The 15,989-nt window shown below is 38.0% G+C and carries 18 protein-coding genes and 1 pseudogene; 17 read left to right on the top strand and 2 right to left on the bottom strand.

From position 1 onward, the window contains the following. The first annotated feature begins 11 nt into the window (after positions 1-11). The 7 genes from QJV33_RS00460 (at position 12) to QJV33_RS00430 (ending at position 4,879) form a co-directional block, all read left to right on the top strand. Positions 12-290, top strand: a complete 279-nt coding sequence (locus QJV33_RS00460; RefSeq protein WP_281461463.1) for a hypothetical protein — start codon at positions 12-14, stop codon at positions 288-290. A gap of 250 nt (positions 291-540) precedes the next feature. Continuing rightward, positions 541-1,518: a cytidine deaminase-like fold-containing protein gene (locus QJV33_RS00455; RefSeq protein WP_281461462.1), complete on the top strand. Its 978-nt coding sequence runs from the start codon at positions 541-543 to the stop codon at positions 1,516-1,518. Then, positions 1,515-1,928, top strand: coding sequence for a DUF6911 family protein (locus QJV33_RS00450; protein WP_281461461.1), 414 nt, complete (start codon positions 1,515-1,517; stop codon positions 1,926-1,928). The genes QJV33_RS00455 and QJV33_RS00450 overlap by 4 nt, the downstream gene beginning before the upstream one ends. Positions 1,929-2,001: 73 nt before the next feature. Further along, positions 2,002-3,027, top strand: coding sequence for a hypothetical protein (locus QJV33_RS00445; protein ID WP_281461460.1), 1,026 nt, complete (start codon positions 2,002-2,004; stop codon positions 3,025-3,027). After that, positions 3,024-3,338 carry a hypothetical protein gene (locus tag QJV33_RS00440; protein ID WP_281461459.1) on the top strand — a complete coding sequence of 105 codons (315 nt, stop codon included), beginning with the start codon at positions 3,024-3,026 and terminating at the stop codon, positions 3,336-3,338. The genes QJV33_RS00445 and QJV33_RS00440 overlap by 4 nt, the downstream gene beginning before the upstream one ends. Before the next feature lie 99 nt (positions 3,339-3,437). Further along, positions 3,438-4,574 (top strand): hypothetical protein, encoded by a 1,137-nt coding sequence (locus QJV33_RS00435; protein ID WP_281461458.1) that lies wholly within the window; start codon positions 3,438-3,440, stop codon positions 4,572-4,574. After that, on the top strand, positions 4,571-4,879 hold the full coding sequence (locus tag QJV33_RS00430) for a hypothetical protein (RefSeq protein WP_281461457.1): 309 nt from the start codon (positions 4,571-4,573) through the stop codon (positions 4,877-4,879). Before QJV33_RS00435 ends, QJV33_RS00430 begins: the two co-directional genes overlap by 4 nt. Before the next feature lie 138 nt (positions 4,880-5,017). On the opposite strand, the gene QJV33_RS00425 is transcribed toward QJV33_RS00430, so the two are convergent. Further along, entirely contained in the window at positions 5,018-5,767 is a 750-nt protein-coding gene (locus QJV33_RS00425; protein WP_281461456.1) for an IS6 family transposase, read from the bottom strand. Positions 5,768-5,893: 126 nt separating this feature from the next. Here QJV33_RS00425 and QJV33_RS00420 point away from each other — a divergent pair, with 126 nt between their 5' ends. The 8 genes from QJV33_RS00420 to QJV33_RS00385 all read left to right on the top strand — a co-directional run bounded on the left by QJV33_RS00420 (position 5,894) and on the right by QJV33_RS00385 (position 14,350). Then, the gene (locus QJV33_RS00420) at positions 5,894-11,455 is read left to right on the top strand and encodes a beta strand repeat-containing protein (RefSeq protein WP_281461455.1); all 5,562 of its coding nucleotides are present in this window, start codon (positions 5,894-5,896) and stop codon (positions 11,453-11,455) included. Then, positions 11,452-11,781, top strand: a complete 330-nt coding sequence (locus QJV33_RS00415; RefSeq protein ID WP_281461404.1) for a hypothetical protein — start codon at positions 11,452-11,454, stop codon at positions 11,779-11,781. Before QJV33_RS00420 ends, QJV33_RS00415 begins: the two co-directional genes overlap by 4 nt. Positions 11,782-11,816: 35 nt before the next feature. Next, positions 11,817-12,281 (top strand): hypothetical protein, encoded by a 465-nt coding sequence (locus QJV33_RS00410; protein WP_281461403.1) that lies wholly within the window; start codon positions 11,817-11,819, stop codon positions 12,279-12,281. 27 nt (positions 12,282-12,308) lie between these two features. Then, entirely contained in the window at positions 12,309-12,527 is a 219-nt protein-coding gene (locus QJV33_RS00405) for a hypothetical protein (RefSeq protein ID WP_281461454.1), read from the top strand. Continuing rightward, positions 12,524-12,700 (top strand): hypothetical protein, encoded by a 177-nt coding sequence (locus tag QJV33_RS00400; protein ID WP_281461453.1) that lies wholly within the window; start codon positions 12,524-12,526, stop codon positions 12,698-12,700. Before QJV33_RS00405 ends, QJV33_RS00400 begins: the two co-directional genes overlap by 4 nt. A gap of 45 nt (positions 12,701-12,745) precedes the next feature. Beyond that, positions 12,746-13,495 carry an IS6 family transposase gene (locus tag QJV33_RS00395; RefSeq protein ID WP_281461410.1) on the top strand — a complete coding sequence of 250 codons (750 nt, stop codon included), beginning with the start codon at positions 12,746-12,748 and terminating at the stop codon, positions 13,493-13,495. Positions 13,496-13,508: 13 nt separating this feature from the next. Further along, positions 13,509-13,706: a hypothetical protein gene (locus QJV33_RS00390; RefSeq protein WP_281461452.1), complete on the top strand. Its 198-nt coding sequence runs from the start codon at positions 13,509-13,511 to the stop codon at positions 13,704-13,706. Positions 13,707-13,897: 191 nt separating this feature from the next. Beyond that, complete coding sequence (locus QJV33_RS00385; RefSeq protein WP_281461451.1) at positions 13,898-14,350, top strand: LexA family protein; 453 nt, start codon at positions 13,898-13,900, stop codon at positions 14,348-14,350. Positions 14,351-14,416: 66 nt separating this feature from the next. Here QJV33_RS00385 and QJV33_RS00380 read toward each other — a convergent pair. After that, positions 14,417-15,165: pseudogene (locus tag QJV33_RS00380) on the bottom strand (IS6 family transposase). Positions 15,166-15,329: 164 nt separating this feature from the next. Here QJV33_RS00380 and QJV33_RS00375 point away from each other — a divergent pair. Together QJV33_RS00375 and QJV33_RS00370 are read left to right on the top strand one after the other, a co-directional pair. Beyond that, positions 15,330-15,596, top strand: a complete 267-nt coding sequence (locus QJV33_RS00375; RefSeq protein WP_281461450.1) for a hypothetical protein — start codon at positions 15,330-15,332, stop codon at positions 15,594-15,596. A gap of 5 nt (positions 15,597-15,601) precedes the next feature. After that, a complete protein-coding gene (locus QJV33_RS00370; protein WP_281461449.1) occupies positions 15,602-15,949 on the top strand; it encodes a type II toxin-antitoxin system RelE/ParE family toxin in 348 nt (115 codons plus the stop codon). Positions 15,950-15,989: the final 40 nt, after the last annotated feature.

The raw sequence follows: 15,989 nt of genomic DNA, 5'->3' as shown, positions 1-15,989 counted from the left end.
AGATAAAATTAATGACTGATTATTTTTGTTATCCGTTATGGATTAATGATGATGACGATTCTGGAAATATTGATCCTGATACTTTGCCCATTAGTGATGCTTTAAAAAAAGAATTAATGGATTGGTCAGATGAGTATGATGGAATATTAAATATGGATGACCCTGCATCTTCTGGGTTTAAAAGTTCAGAAGATAAAGCTGCCTTTATACAAGAAGGATATCGTTTGTATGAAAGATTACAAGTAGAGTTAGGCAGTGACTATGAAGTAGAATATTGTAGTGGCTATTAAACTAAATGGAGTTTATTTAATACTCAAAGAAACCGTATAGCAATAACAACCAGCAGTAATGGATATATTGTGGGTGCAAACCTAAGAGGAAGTGTGAAATGAAAAAGATAAAATTAATGGTTGATTATGAGCATTTATTAAGTAAGTAAATACTGACTGTCTTATTTTAGAAGCGGCTGTAAATGCTGCTATTGCGGGAGCGACGGGTGGTGATGCGGGAAGTGCAGCAGCAAGTACGGCAGCGAGTGGTTTGGTTTCTGCGCAAACACGATTGCTTGCGATGGAGGCTGGCAAGCAGCTGAGCGATGATCCGAACACTCAATTGTTAATTGCGAATGCGCTGAGTAATGCGATTGCGGGTGGCACGGGTGGTCTGACTGATCTTGCAATGGGTGGGAATGGTATGAATGGCACCAGCCTTGGTGCGATCATGCAGGCTTATAACCAAGCCAATGACCCTGATGGTGGCAAAGTTGATAAAACCACAAGCAAAGTTGTAAATAACTTATATGATTGGGCGATGCGTTCGCTTGAAGCAGCTTCTTATTTCCCAGTGATTGGAGACCCAGCCAGTCTGTTGCTTGCGTTAGGATATGCGACCAAGGGGGATTATAAGAATGCTTCGTTAAATCTTGCCGCAGCAGCAATGGGTATCTTCACAGTTGGCGAAGGAAAACTCATCGTCAAAGGAGGAGTAGAAGCTGCCGAAGAAGCCCAAAAACTGCTGACAAGTAAGGAAAACGACACTTATTATAGTGTTGCAAAAGAAACCGAAACCAAAGACGGAACCAATGTCGATGTCACCGTTAAACCAACAGTTACTGCAGAATTAGAAGTAAATGGTCAGAAATTTACTGATACCAATCAAAAAGCACGACCTGCAGAGCAAGCAAACAAAGATGAGCCAACTTTAATTGCAGATAGAATAAATAGTAAAAAGGAAAAGACTGGTAACGATAAACTTCCTAATGGAAATATGGCTGATGCACATGCAGAAATTGGTGCGATTCAACAGGCATATAAAGCAGGATTGACTAAAGATGCTGATTTGACAATAAATGTGGTAGGTAAAGATGTATGCGGTTTTTGTAGAGGAGATATTGCAGCTGCAGCAAAAGAATCTGGAGCAAAATTAGTCACGGTTCATGCTATAGATGAAAAGACTAATTTACCTAAAACGTATATATGGGAGCCTGGTATGAAAACATTAAAGGTGATTGAAAAATGAATATTAAATTTAGATTAGGAGGTTATTATTTACAAGGTTGTGACGAGATAAGAACGCAATTACCTTTAATTAATCAACCATCAATAACAGAGTTAATGAATCATTTAACGGTTTTAAAGATTCGTGATGGAGTTCTAGGTCTTGGTAATGATCAAGAGGAAAATCATAAACCTTATGAGTTAAGACTTTATTCGGATAATCATAATTATTTAGTGATGATGGAAACAATATTGCCTGATGGTGATATTGATATAAGAACGTTTCGTAATCCTTCGGCTCTTGATGAGTTTACATCGATGTTAGGTGAACCTTATGGAGCATGGTCAATTGTTCAAAATTTCGATTTGGTTATCAAGGCATTTAAAGAGTTTTTAGAAACAGGTGATGTTAGTCGAGACTTGCTTAGTTAGTTAAAGTTTCTAGTTAGCCAACAAGTTTAACGCAAACAAACTTTCCAACCAACTGCAAAACAGCCAACTCGGCATGCAACTGGTCGGCGAAGTCACGGGACAAATCTCTGATGCGTTACATAATAGTGGTGTCAATGGCTTTGATGAAACAAAGCTATTCAACGATTGGGGACGCATTCTCCTCGAAGCCACTGGCTCCGCCGCTGTTGCTGGAGTTACTGGCGGAAACGTCGGTGCCGCAACGGGAAGTTCTATTGCTGGTACCGCATCGGTTGCAGCGATGGGACAATTTATTGCGGATAATGCAGTATCTTTAGCAGGTGGTGATGAAGAGGCCGCTAAAATCCTAACCAATCTTGGTATGAATATTGTTGCAGGTGGGGCAAGTGCAGCGGCAGGGGCGGCTGTTGATGGTGGTTCTGGTGCGTTTAATGGTGTTAGTATAGGTTCTGCCCTTCAACAATATAATGCTGCTGGAGGGAGACTTGTAGAAAAACTGGTTGAAGGTGCATTAAAAGCCGCTCAAAAAGCTGCACAATTATCAGGAAATAAAACCCTTATTAATTTAACAAAAGATATTAATAAGATTGATGATGTTGTCGAAACCATTGAACATAGTGCCGTTGGTAAAAAAATACAGGAAGGCAGCGACGCTATTTTAGATGCAGAATCTAAAGCTGCTGATAAAATCAAAGATGTGGTCACAGGTGAAAAAACATCGAATGCTTCTCCTGAATTAACAGCAGAACAACAGCAGATTATTGAAAATGCTGACAATGTCTCTACTGCTGATCCATCAAAGGGAACTTATGACCATCCAAGAGATTTACAAGAGCAAGTTTGGTGGAATCAAGTCAAAAAAAATCCAACTGAAGGTGAACCATTAGATGGTAAAAATGATGATCCACGCTTTCCTGAAAGTGCAGGTTTTAAGAAAATGCAGGCACGTTATAAAAATACAGATGGTAAATCTATTAGTATTCATTATCAATTTAATAGTATTACTGGAAGAGTGTATGATATGAAGGTAACATCACCTCAAAGAGTCTGGAATAACCCAACTGATGTAATGAATGCAATGAAAGGAGTAAACAAATGAAGATTATGGAAGATGATGGTGAGGTTATTGATATTGTTGCAATTTATTGGTGTGCTGAAAAAACACTTTTTTTGGGGATACCTAAAGATTTTGGTGGATTAACTGCGATTAACTCTAATAAAGTTAAAATTATTGATCCAAAAATTAATTATAGAGCTGTTTACTTTAAAAATAGAATGCATGGTATATATCATTGGGCATTAATAGAAGAAGATTTATTAGATGAAGTTATAGATCATGACCCTAAATCATTTAATCGTTTTATTGAAATATTAAAATCTGAAGGCGTTTTATCAGAGGATTTTATATAAAATATTAGGTAATTATTCATATAGTTTAATTTCAAGTGATTAGACAACAAGTTTGACGCCGATAAACTTTCCAACCAACTACAAAACAGCCAACTCGGCATGCAGCTGGTCGGCGAAGTCATGGGGCAAGTGTCTGATGCGTTACATAATAGTGGTGTCAATGGCTTTGATGAAACGAATGTTAAGAACGATATTGGTCGCATCATTCTCGAAGCCGCTGGCTCCGCCGCCGTCGCAGGAGCCACTGGCGGAAACGTCGGTGCTGCAGCGGGAAGTGCTGTTGCTGGGAATATAGCAACTTCTACAACCTTCAATAGTGTTTATGATTGGGCAAAAGCTCAGAGTAATGGTGATCCCAAAGTTGCCACTGCATTAACAAACGCAATTGAAAACGCGATTGCTGGTGCAATTGGTGCGGGTGCTGGTGGTGCGCTTAATGGAGGTTCTGGTGCATTAAATGGCTTGGGGATTTCCTCCGATCTGCAACAATATAATCAAGCAGCTGAACCTCCCGAAAGGATCGAAGAGGAGGCAAGGAGAGGTGATTACCCAGCTGGTTGGGATAGTAACGGTCGGTATATTGATCCCGCGCAAGCTAAAATAAATAGAGACGCTTTTTACGATCTTAAAGATCAAATACGTGCAATTAGCGGGTATGAAGATTATAGTGTAGCGTTAGATCCTGATAGACCGATTAGTCAATCTATTCTTGATGGGATGAAAAGTGACCTCAGAAAAGCTCAAGATGGAACACTTTTAAAACCTATAATCACCAATGAAACAGGTGAATATAAGCCAGAAGCTACGCCTCAAAAAAACGAGCCTTTAGAATTTGATGATTTCGATAATAATGGTGGTGAATATGAGAATATCAACCAAAGCTATTTAGATGAAATGGCTGCTAATGGTGTGAAATTTTCACCAGATAAAATTGTAAGAGTTGAGAAGTTAGAAGATGGTAGAATAGTTTTTCTTGAAAAAGGGAATGATAAATCTGGATTACAGCATATTATAGAAGAGCATGGTAGCCAATTTGCTGGTAAAGGGGTTTCTGAATCTGAAATACCAGATCTTATTATGGAAACACTTAAAGGAAAACCTGTAGGGTATCAAGGGAAAGGAACAGGTAGACCTATTTATGAAATTACCATTAATGGTAAAAGAGAACGTATCGCAATAACAACGAGTAGTAACGGATACATTGTTGGTGCAAACCTAAAAGGGAGTGTTAAATGAAAAAGATAAAATTAATGGCTGATTTTTTTTGTTATCCGTTGTGGTACAATTCACATGATTCAGATTATGAGGTAGGAGATTTTGATCCTAATATTTTACCTATCAGTGATGCTTTAAAAAAAGAATTATTGGATTGGTCAAATGAATATGATGGGATATTTAATGATGATGATCCTGCATCTTCTAACTTCAAAAATTTAGAAGATGAAACTGCGTTTATAAAACAAGGTGATAACTTACAAAAAAAATTACAAGCGGAGTTAGGTAATGCTTATGAAGTAACATATCGTAACTTTTTAAAATAAACTAAGTTATTTGCGTTTAAAGGAAGTGTATCGCGATAACAACAAGTAGTAATGGGTATATTGTGGGTGCAAACCTAAGAGGAAGGGTCTTGTCGCAAATATTGAATGGTGCTGTGATTAGCCATAAAGCTAGCTAATTTAGACGGGTATATTATTATTTAAACCGAATATGCTTTGAATGAGTTTTATTTGTTCGTTGATTGTCCATTTTCCTTTAAAACCCAGTCCTTTTTTAATCCAGAGAATGGCCTCATATCCTTTGAGTGTTTTTCTTGCTGTATGAAAAGATTGAAAACAGCCATTTCTTGGTATACCCCTCTTTAACCTGAAATGATCATTTTCTATTCCCTGTTGTAAGGATTTTTTTGTTTCATGAACGCAGTGATTGGGAAGGATATACTCATTCTTCATGGTCTGTATGGTCTTTGGAAAAGGAGATGCTTTATCTGTTCCAATATGGGTTGGAGCGAATAGACCATCTTTTTTAAACGCCTTTCTAAAGAAACGTTGTGCTGCTTTGATATTTCTTTTAGCTGTTAATAAGAAATCAATAGCAGTTCCATTCTTATCAATGGCTCTATATAGATACTTCCACTGACCTTTTACTTTGATATAGGTTTCATCAATCCTCACCTCACCACAATGAGGCTTTCTATAGCTTCTCAAACGTTTTTCTAATAGTGGTGCATAGCGTAATACCCAATGGTTTAACGTGCTATGATCTGTATTTATCCCACGTTTTAGGAATAATTTCTCAATATCTCGATAGCTAAGACAATAGCGTAAATACCAGTTTACCGCTTGGATAATCATCAACCCACTAAAGTGGCGACCTTTAAAATCATCCTTAGATCTTAATATAAGCTTGCTATAGATACCAATAGACATAAATCGTTCCTAAAATATAAATACTCACTCCATTTCTACATCATACTAAAATACATAATTAAATTTGCGACAAGACCGCTGGATTTAACTAATCAAGGGATTATTCAATCTTCTAAAGATATTAACATGGCTGTGCAAAGTGGGGGATTATCCTCGACGGGGTCTATTATTGCCAATCAAACTTTAACTGCTATTTTAGATGGGGATGTGAATAATAATAACGTTATTTTTGCATCTTTAGGCGCTGTGCAAGGTGCTGGTGTTCATTTAACAATCAATGGAAATTATACTATCAGCGAGGATGGCGGACTTACTTCTGGAGGGGATTTATGGGTTACTGCCAATACTATTACCAATAATGGTGTGTTCATTGCTGCAAATGATGTGAATTTAACTGTTGCAAGTTTAACGAATAATGTCAAAGGGCTTATCTCCAGCACGAATAATTTAACGATTACTTCATCAGGAAATATTGATAATTTTGGTGTTCTGCAAACCGATCAAGGGTCTATGACCATTAATGCTATGGGGGACGTTAAAAATACAGGGGGATTAATTCGCACCCAAAGTGCTAATGGGGATATTACCCTGAATGCCAATAGTTTTGAGAATAAGTATGTGGGGACGTTATCTACAGAAAACGTAAATAACACTACTGTTTATAACACTGCTATTAATGCGGATGGTCAAGAATATGAGGGGCTGACGAATAGGCAAGTCGTTGATACCTATACGACAACGACAGGAATTGTGGGTTTAGGTCAGTATTATTATAACAGTGATGTCAAAATCTTAAAAATCGGTGCGCCTGAAGGATTATATACCCAAGACGGTAAACCAGCTTCAGGTTATGTTTATTATTTTCTTTCTGAAGGCGCAGGCAATTCTAATACGCGTGTGGAGGTTACTGGTATAGGTACTAAAACAACCTTAAACGGAACATCTGCGATTATTTTTGCAGGGAGAGATTTAAAGATTACGACAATTGGTGCCATTACAAATGATGTTAGTCATATTGAAGCTGGCAGAAATATGCAGCTTGCGGGGGCATCTTTAGATAATGTTGGTTATCAAAATGATATGGTATTTACCGTTACTTGTTTTAATAAGCAATTTTGCAGAACGTTAAATCCAAAAGATCCCTCTCAAATAACAAACCCATTTTTTGGTGATTTTGGGGGGCACTCTATGACGAACCCTCCTAAAAAAGTCTGGGGGGATAACACAGTTAACACAGGATTAAGTGGTTCGATTGTTGCTGGAGGAACCTTAATTGGTCAGTTTTCTGGGCAGGTTAATAATACAACCATTATTGAGCATGCTTTGGATAATCAGTTTACCAATGCTAATCCTGATTTACCTTCTGGAAAATATGCACAAACAACCGATGGTCAAAAAGGCAAAGATGGCTTAACAGGTCCAGGAAATAGTCAGTTAACCAGTAATGGTTCTGATATGAATACGCTTAAAGGGCAAGGGAATAATTTAGGCTATAGTGGGGTAACAAACCCACAAGGGATTGATCCTGGTTTACATGTAAATTTACCTGGGTTTAATGGGTCTGGTTCTGTAACTATTGATGATATTTTATCTTCTATAACAGGAGGGCAAGCACTTTTTAGACCGAACCCCAATGTGAATGGCGGTAATTCTAGTCTAAATGGAATAGCAGGGGGTGGAATTACTGGTGGAGGTTCAAATACAGGAACTGGTAATTCTGGGGGAACGCATAATGTAAGTAATAATCATGATGTTTCTATCAATGGGGCTCCCTCTGTTCAGTCTCCTAATAATACAGGAAACAATGTCAGTAACAGTTCTGGTGTTGCCATTAATGGGGTTCCCTCTGTTCAGTCTCCTAATAATACAGGAAACAATGTCAGTGATCATTCTGGCGTTGCTATGAATGAAGCCCCGTCTGTTCAATCGCCTAATAATACAGGCAGTCTTGTCAATAATAGTTCTGGTATTATTATTAATGGTAATCCATCTGAAAATTCGCCCAATAATACAGGGAACACAGTCTCTGTTGGGGGGATTATTGTTCAAAATCCAACCCAGCCCAACGTCAATACGTCTTCTGTTTCACCGGGCTCAAACTATTTAATTGAAACGCGTCCTCAATATACCTCTATTAATAGTTTTTATGGATCGCAATATTTGTTGGATCGATTAAGTATCAGTGGGTCTTATACGTTCCTTGGGGATTCAGGGTTTGATACTCAGTATATTCAACAACAATATATACAAGCGACGGGTCAAAGTTATCCTGGTGGGACGTATAAAACGGCTTCTGATGCGATGAAAACGATGTTGGATAATGCGAGCCATCAGAAGGATAAATTGGGTTTACAATTTGGCACAGCCTTGACCTCAGAACAACAAGCAGCATTAGATGAAGATATTGTTTGGTATGTGCCTCAAGTCGTTGATGGACAAACTGTTTTAGTGCCTAAGCTTTATCTTTCTCCTAAAACGGATGTTTTGGCGGGTGCTGCGATCAAAGGGAAAGACGTTAGTATCACAGCGGGTTCAATTTATAATTCTGGGTTGATGCAAGGAACAAACTCGATTGCGCTAACCGCTACGAATGGAGATATCAGCAATATTGGTGGGACGATTAAAGGAGGGAAAATCTCTTTAAATGCACAGAATGGCTCTGTGATTAATGCGGATACGGTGAATGATTATCTTGTGAATGGGGGTAAGGGATCCTACCTTGGATCGCAAGGGCAGATTATTGCCTCTGACACGCTTGGGATTAAAGCCAGTGACAGCATTATAACCCATGGTGGCACCATTCAATCTGGCTCTGATTTGGCGATGCAAGCAGGGTCTATTAATATTGGTTCGATAGAGTTAAATGCGGGTGCATCGAGTGTGACGCATGCGTCTGATGGCACGTTGGCGTTTAATGGCAGTCAAATTAAAAATTACGGCACGACGATCAAAGCAGGCGGCAATGCGTCCTTGCAATCGACTGTCGGGGATTTAGATTTCTCTGGCAGCACGTTAAATGCGGGGGGGAATGTCTCTTTAGCGTCAGCGGGAAATATCGGTCTAAACGCCGTGACCGACAGTGGCTTCTCTGACATCAAAGGCAATAAATCTGGGGCGTTTAATCATAGTTCTTTCCAAAGCACCAATTCCTATACGAACGAGGTTGGCTCTACAATTACGTCTGGTGGACAATTGGATGTGGTGGCAAAAAAGAATATCAGTATTGCTGGGGGTTTGGTTGCTAAGAATGATGTGAATGTGATTGCCAAAGAGGGGGGTATTACTGAGAATGCGTTGACCTCTACGTCTGATAATTATGCTTATCATCATACAAGCAAGACGGGGTTCTTTGGCAATGAAACAGGGTTAAGCGCCCAAGTTGGCACGAAAAAATCCACGACCAAAAATACTTCCAGTTCAGTAACCCATACAGGCAGCACGATTGCCTCTACGGGTGGCGGTGTGAATATGAGTGCCAATGGTGATATTAATATCAATGGTTCAAATATTATTGCAAAACAAGATGTGAATATGACTGGGGATAGTATTAATTTTAATACCGTCACAAATACATCTAATAATGATAAATCTCACAAAGATTCATTCACAGGATTAACCGTGGGGGCGTCGGGTATATTGAGTTCTGCTGCACAAAGTGGATTTTCTGCTGCGAATGCCACAGATTCGAATATGCAAATGTTAAATGCTGCAAATCTAGGGTATGCTGGTTTAAATGCTGGTATGGGAAAAGCGGGATTATTAGGTGCGAATGGTTCAAAAGGGGTTGATTATAGTTTGATTGGTGCTACGGCAACGATTGGTCATGAATCAAATAAATCGCATACAATCACACAAACGACGACAGATGTTGGATCAAATGTTACTGCTGGCGGCAAAGTGAATATTAATGCCAAAAATGATATTAACGCCACGGGTTCGAATATCAGTGGGAATGATGTGATTTTTAACGCAGGGGGGGATATTAACTTAAATGCAGGTTACAAAACGAGTGAAAGTAAATCAACATCCTCCAGTAACAAATTTGGAGTAGGTGCGACAACTTCATTAGGGGCAAAAGGGGGCAGTTTTGGATTAACAGGAAATGTATCCTTTGGGTTTGGCAATTCTAAATCTTCCAGCAAAACAGCAATTGATACGGTTGTGAACGGAACGAATTCTGTTACGATAAACAATCAAAACGGTAGTTTAAACCTCAATGGTGCGCAAATTACGAACAAGAATGCTGATGGCACGATTAGTGATGGGTCAATTACGATTAACACAGGGAATTTGAATATTACGACACCACAAAATACTAATAAATTTGACAGCGATCAATTTAATGTTGGGATCAGTGCATCTACGCCTATTGGTTCTGGCTTTGGGTGGAGCAAAGGTGATGCACCAGAGGTTCCTTATTCAAACAGTTCACCTTTTGGTTTATATCAAAATATGCATAATGATTACAAGTCAACAGAGAAAACACAATCTGGGATTTCAGCAGGTAAAGGGGGATTGGACGTGAATGTATCTGGCACAACGACATTGAATGGGGGGTCGATCACCAGTGCAGCGGATGCGTCAAAAAACCAAATTACGACAGGCAGCTTGGTTGCCAATTCATTGGATAATCATTCAGAATGGAGTGGTTTGAACATCAAAGGAACCGAAACCGTTAGTAATAAACACGGTATTAACGCGATTGGAACCCAAAATGGTCAAGAGGTTATGGGTATTCCAGGAAATGTTTTGGGTACGGCGGCGACGGGCTTTACAGGAAACAGTATTTCCCATGATGAACATTCTGTAACCAGTTCTGTTATTGGGGGGAATATCACGATTAATAGTGGATCAACAACGGGTATAGTATCGCGTGATCCAGACGCGGCCAATGGCTATATCAAAGATCAGTTTAATGCTGCTGAAATCAATAGCAACTTTGCCTTGCAAAACAAGGCGACCGAGGTCATGAATAATTATGCGAACCTAGGGATAAATACCGTGGTAACGGCGAATAATAATGCTGAGAAGAAACAAAAGGATGACCTTCATACAACGATTAATACGGCAACCCAAGGGGATAAAGATCTGAATACCAGTTTAAACAAGGCTGTTGATCAGAACGACGATTTTTCCTTGGTGAACAAGAATAATGCCTCTGCATTGGCTGGGGGATTATCTGCCATTGGGGGTGCCATTATTGGGGGTGGGAATGTCGGAACCACAACCGCAGGTGTGGCTGGGGGATTGGTTGGAAATGCCATCTATAATAACGTTTTTCCAACAGACAGACCCCTTGGTAAAGATAAAAATCCTCTCGATCCTAAAAGTCCTAATTATAAAAAAGATGAATCTAATATAGGGAATAAGACAGGACTAACTGAAGATGCTACAACTAACATGAATAAAACAAATGAAAAAAATAAGGAAAATACAAATAAAGAACCGAAATACGACGACCAAACGGATTTGAATAAGCTGGGGTCGAGTATCATTAAAGACGGTATTATTGGTGGTATGGGGGCTTTGGCTGGCATATTAACAGGGGGTAATATCGCCATTGATACTGCCACAGGCGGGCTAACAGGCTTAACCATGAAACCTCCTGCGTTAAAACAGAAAGAAGATCCCAAAGCTAAAGCTGCTGATAAGAAAAACATTCCAGAACAAACAGGGGATAAAAAATGAAAAACTATTCTTTAATAGCTGTACTAACTTTATGTTTAGGGCTAACTGCTTGCGGCCCTGATGTATTTTATATTCCTATCGATAATAAATTAGGTAGTGCTAAACCACTATCCAAAACAGAAGATACTATTCGAGTCATCGTGCCAGAGAGAATTACTCAATATGTTGCTAAAGCTCGTAGTGATGATTCCGATTGGTCAAAAGCAACAGATACTGCTCTTTATATAGGTTTGGCAAAGCTTAGTACTGAAGAAAATCTTCAAGCTTTAGGATATCAATTAACGGATACAGGTCGATTGTCAGGGGGGGGGCATCTAAACCTATAAGTTGGTTAGATAGTCAAGGTAATTCACAAGAAGTAATGACAAAAGGTGGAAAACCCAATGTGATAGCGATGGTTGATTCTGGAGTATTAAAGACGTATGATAAGACTTATACATGGCAGGTTCCGATTTCTACAGATCCCACCACGGGGCAACCCAATATGTGGGATACACAAGGACAAACCGTAACCATGAACCTCATCTATTACAAAATTAAAATCGTCAGACCTATTGGCAAAGATAATCCCCTTTTTACCTGTAATAACTCGTCTTTAAGTATGAATTTTTGCACATATTCACAAGACAATCCCTCTGACTATGAAACGATTTTTGAGGGTTATGGTACAATGGATACCAATGCTCGTGATCCTGCTTATATAGCAGATCATCTGGCATCATCAGTTCTGTATCAATATCCGACCTTATTAGGTAAAAAACGGGTCTTTCAAATCAGTCAGCCTTTTTTCGAAGTAACCAAAGTCACAGATTCTCCTACAAACTAAACTCCGAAATACGACGACCAAACGGATTTGAATAAGCTGGGATCGAGTATCATTAAAGATGGGATTATTGGTGGCATGGGGGCTTTGGCTGGCATATTAACAGGGGGCAATATCGCCATTGATACTGCCACAGGCGGACTAACAGGATTAACCATGAAACCTCCTGCTTTAAAACAGAAAGAAGATCCCAAAGCTAAAGCTGCTGATAAGAAAAATACTCCAGCACAAACAGGAAATAAAAAATGAAATTACATACTTTATTACCGATCCTATCTTTATGTATGGGGCTGACCGCTTGTGGTCCTGATGTGTTCTATATTCCTATCGATAATAAATTAGGTAGTGCTAAACCACTGTCTAAAACAGAAGATACCATTCGAGTCATCGGGTCTTGTCGCAAATTTAATTATGTATTTTAGTATGATGTAGAAATGGAGTGAGTATTTATATTTTAGGAACGATTTATGTCTATTGGTATCTATAGCAAGCTTATATTAAGATCTAAGGATGATTTTAAAGGTCGCCACTTTAGTGGGTTGATGATTATCCAAGCGGTAAACTGGTATTTACGCTATTGTCTTAGCTATCGAGACATTGAGGAATTGTTTTTAGAGCGTGGAGTAAGCGTTGATCATAGCACGTTAAACCGTTGGGTATTACGCTATGCACCACTATTAGAAAAACGTTTGAGAAGCTATAGAAAACCTCATTGTGGTGAGGTGAGGATTGATGAAACCTATATCAAAGTAAAAGGTCAGTGGAAGTATCTATATAGAGCCATTGATAAGAATGGAACTGCTATTGATTTCTTATTAACAGCTAAAAGAAATATCAAAGCAGCACAACCTTTCTTTAGAAAGGCGTTTAAAAAAGATGGTCTATTCGCTCCAACCTATATTGGAACAGATAAAGCATCTCCTTTTCCAAAGACCATACAAACCATGAAGAATGAGTATATCCTTCCCAATCACTGCGTTCATGAAACAAAGAAATCTTTACAACAGGGAATAGAAAATGATCATTTTAGAGTAAAGAGAATTATCCCAAAGAATGGTTGCTTTCAGTCTTTTCATACAGCAAGAAAAACACTCAACGGATATGAGGCCATTCTCTGGATTAAAAAAGGACTGGGTTTTAAAGGAAAATGGACAATCAACGAACAAATAAAGCTCATTCAAAGCATATTCGGTCTAAATAATAATATACCCGTCTAAATTAGCTAGCTTTATGGCTAATCACAGCACCATTCAATATTTGCGACAAGACCATAATAGGCTTCCTATATTATGGCCTAATGGAAAAACAGTGTGGATTAACGTGAAAGAATTATCGCCTTATAAAGTTGTGAGTAATCCACGTGCAAAATGTTATCCCGTGCAATTAAAAAATGGCCGTTATGGCACTTCCTCTACTCCACCAAAATAATTTGACCTTTTTAAATTGAAATGATGTAAGATTAAGGGAGGTTCAATATAATTAATTGAACCTCCATATCAAAACTACACAATTACAAATTTTGACTCTTAACGGTCAATTTGCTCATGGGCATTTTTGATATGGTGTTGTTTTTTAGATAAAAAATCACTATTTATGTTCTCTATCCAGGAGAATTAAGCGTGAAACACACAATCGTAACGCATATCAAAGAATTATATTACGATGATGAAAAAAAACATTACCAACCTTATATCGAAATTTATGTTTGTGCAGGCTTTCCTTCTCCTGCAGGAGATTATATTGAAAGACCTCTCGATCTTACCGAACATTTAATTCAGCACCCTTCTTCCACGTATTATATTCGAGTATCAGGAGATTCAATGATCGATTATGGAATATTTGATCGAGATTTACTGATTGTGGATCGATCTCTTAACCCTGGACAGGGGGATATTGTTATTGCCGCTTTGGATGGGGAGCTGACGTGTAAATGTCTGACTTTTAAAAATGGTATTCCTTATCTTAAATCTGGTAATCCTGATTATCCTTCCATAGAAATAAAAGACAAAGAAACCTATATATGGGGCGTTGTTATTCATAATATTCATACATTTAGAAACCGACACAAATGATAGGCCTGCTTGAGGTCTTGTCGCAAATATTGAATGGTGCTGTGATTAGCCATAAAGCTAGCTAATTTAGACGGGTATATTATTATTTAGACCGAATATGCTTTGAATGAGTTTTATTTGTTCGTTGATTGTCCATTTTCCTTTAAAACCCAGTCCTTTTTTAATCCAGAGAATGGCCTCATATCCTTTGAGTGTTTTCCTTGCGGTATGAAAAGATTGAAAACAGCCATTCTTTGGGATAATTCTCTTTACTCTAAAATGATCATTTTCTATTCCCTGTTGTAAAGATTTCTTGTTTCATGAACGCAGTGATTGGGAAGGATATGCTCATTCTTCATGGTTTGTATGGTTTTTGGAAACGGTAATGCTTTATCTGTTCCAATATGGGTTGGAGCGAATAGACCATCTTTTTTAAACGCCTTTCTAAAGAAACGTTGCGCTGCTTTGATATTTCTTTTAGCTGTTAACAAGAAATCAATAGCAGTTCCATTCTTATCAATGGCTCTATATAGATACTTCCACTGACCTTTTACTTTGATATAGGTTTCATCAATCCTCACCTCACCACAATGGGGTTTTCTATAGCTTCTCAAACGTTTTTCTAATAGAGGAGCATAGCGTAATACCCAACGGTTTAACGTGCTATGATCTATATTTATCCCACGCTCTAAAAACAATTCCTCAATGTCTCGATAGCTAAGACAATAGCGTAAATACCAGTTTACCGCTTGGATAATCATCAACCCACTAAAGTGGCGACCTTTAAAATCATCCTTAGATCTTAATATAAGCTTGCTATAGATACCAATAGACATAAATCGTTCCTAAAATATAAATACTCACTCCATTTTTATATCATACTAAAATACATAATTAAATTTGCGACAAGACCCTTTTTTATCAGTGTTTACTTGTATTTTTTAATCAAAAGATATAAATTAAGTATAAATTTATAACCCTTTAGTTGAGGTGATTTATCATGATGACTATTTCACAAAAAGAAGCAAGAGAAAAACTAAATGATGTAGCTCTATTTGAAAATGGGGTTTATGTGACGCGCAATGGGGTCGCACAACTTTATATTCAAACAGTTGAGGCAAGAGAAAGGGAACTTCAAGAAATAGAGCAAGAGAAACAAGCAATAGCTTTGTTGCAATTAACGTTAAAAGCACAAAAGGATGTTGTTGAAGGTAAAACGCATACTCTTGAAGAAGTATTAGAAAAATTAAATGCAACGAGAGAATAGATATTATGTATCAGGTAAAGCTAACCGATACAGCTATTCAATGTCTATTTGATATTGAAGCTTTTAAAACGATAACGCTTAAAAGTGCTAAGGCTACAGCCGAGTTTACGGATAGCCTATTAAAACGCAGTATAGATAGAATTAGACGTAATCCAAAACAATATAAATATAATACTATCCTTGCAAATTATGGATTAAGCGTTCGTGAAAGAATAGATGAAGACGATTATAGAATATTATTTGAAGTCAATGAGAAAACAAAAATCATTTATATTTTGCTTATACTTCATACAAGACAAGACTTGCTAAAAGCGTTATATCGTCACCAAACTATTTATATTGACCCTGTATAATTTTGTATGAATAAATTTAGTTAGTAATATTTTAATTTTG

This window comes from Commensalibacter nepenthis (assembly GCF_029953305.1).
Taxonomy (GTDB): Bacteria; Pseudomonadota; Alphaproteobacteria; order Acetobacterales; family Acetobacteraceae; genus Commensalibacter; species Commensalibacter nepenthis.
The sequence above is the reverse complement of the archived record's forward strand: the minus strand, read 5'-3'. Positions and strand labels throughout refer to the sequence as shown.

Coding starts and splice junctions, on each gene's coding strand:
- QJV33_RS00460 (WP_281461463.1), top strand. CDS start 12: ATGACTGATTATTTTTGTTATCCGTTATGGATTAATGATGATGACGAT.
- QJV33_RS00450 (WP_281461461.1), top strand. CDS start 1,515: ATGAATATTAAATTTAGATTAGGAGGTTATTATTTACAAGGTTGTGAC.
- QJV33_RS00445 (WP_281461460.1), top strand. CDS start 2,002: ATGCAACTGGTCGGCGAAGTCACGGGACAAATCTCTGATGCGTTACAT.
- QJV33_RS00440 (WP_281461459.1), top strand. CDS start 3,024: ATGAAGATTATGGAAGATGATGGTGAGGTTATTGATATTGTTGCAATT.
- QJV33_RS00435 (WP_281461458.1), top strand. CDS start 3,438: ATGCAGCTGGTCGGCGAAGTCATGGGGCAAGTGTCTGATGCGTTACAT.
- QJV33_RS00430 (WP_281461457.1), top strand. CDS start 4,571: ATGAAAAAGATAAAATTAATGGCTGATTTTTTTTGTTATCCGTTGTGG.
- QJV33_RS00425 (WP_281461456.1), bottom strand. CDS start 5,767: ATGTCTATTGGTATCTATAGCAAGCTTATATTAAGATCTAAGGATGAT.
- QJV33_RS00420 (WP_281461455.1), top strand. CDS start 5,894: ATGGCTGTGCAAAGTGGGGGATTATCCTCGACGGGGTCTATTATTGCC.
- QJV33_RS00415 (WP_281461404.1), top strand. CDS start 11,452: ATGAAAAACTATTCTTTAATAGCTGTACTAACTTTATGTTTAGGGCTA.
- QJV33_RS00410 (WP_281461403.1), top strand. CDS start 11,817: ATGACAAAAGGTGGAAAACCCAATGTGATAGCGATGGTTGATTCTGGA.
- QJV33_RS00400 (WP_281461453.1), top strand. CDS start 12,524: ATGAAATTACATACTTTATTACCGATCCTATCTTTATGTATGGGGCTG.
- QJV33_RS00395 (WP_281461410.1), top strand. CDS start 12,746: ATGTCTATTGGTATCTATAGCAAGCTTATATTAAGATCTAAGGATGAT.
- QJV33_RS00390 (WP_281461452.1), top strand. CDS start 13,509: ATGGCTAATCACAGCACCATTCAATATTTGCGACAAGACCATAATAGG.
- QJV33_RS00375 (WP_281461450.1), top strand. CDS start 15,330: ATGATGACTATTTCACAAAAAGAAGCAAGAGAAAAACTAAATGATGTA.
- QJV33_RS00370 (WP_281461449.1), top strand. CDS start 15,602: ATGTATCAGGTAAAGCTAACCGATACAGCTATTCAATGTCTATTTGAT.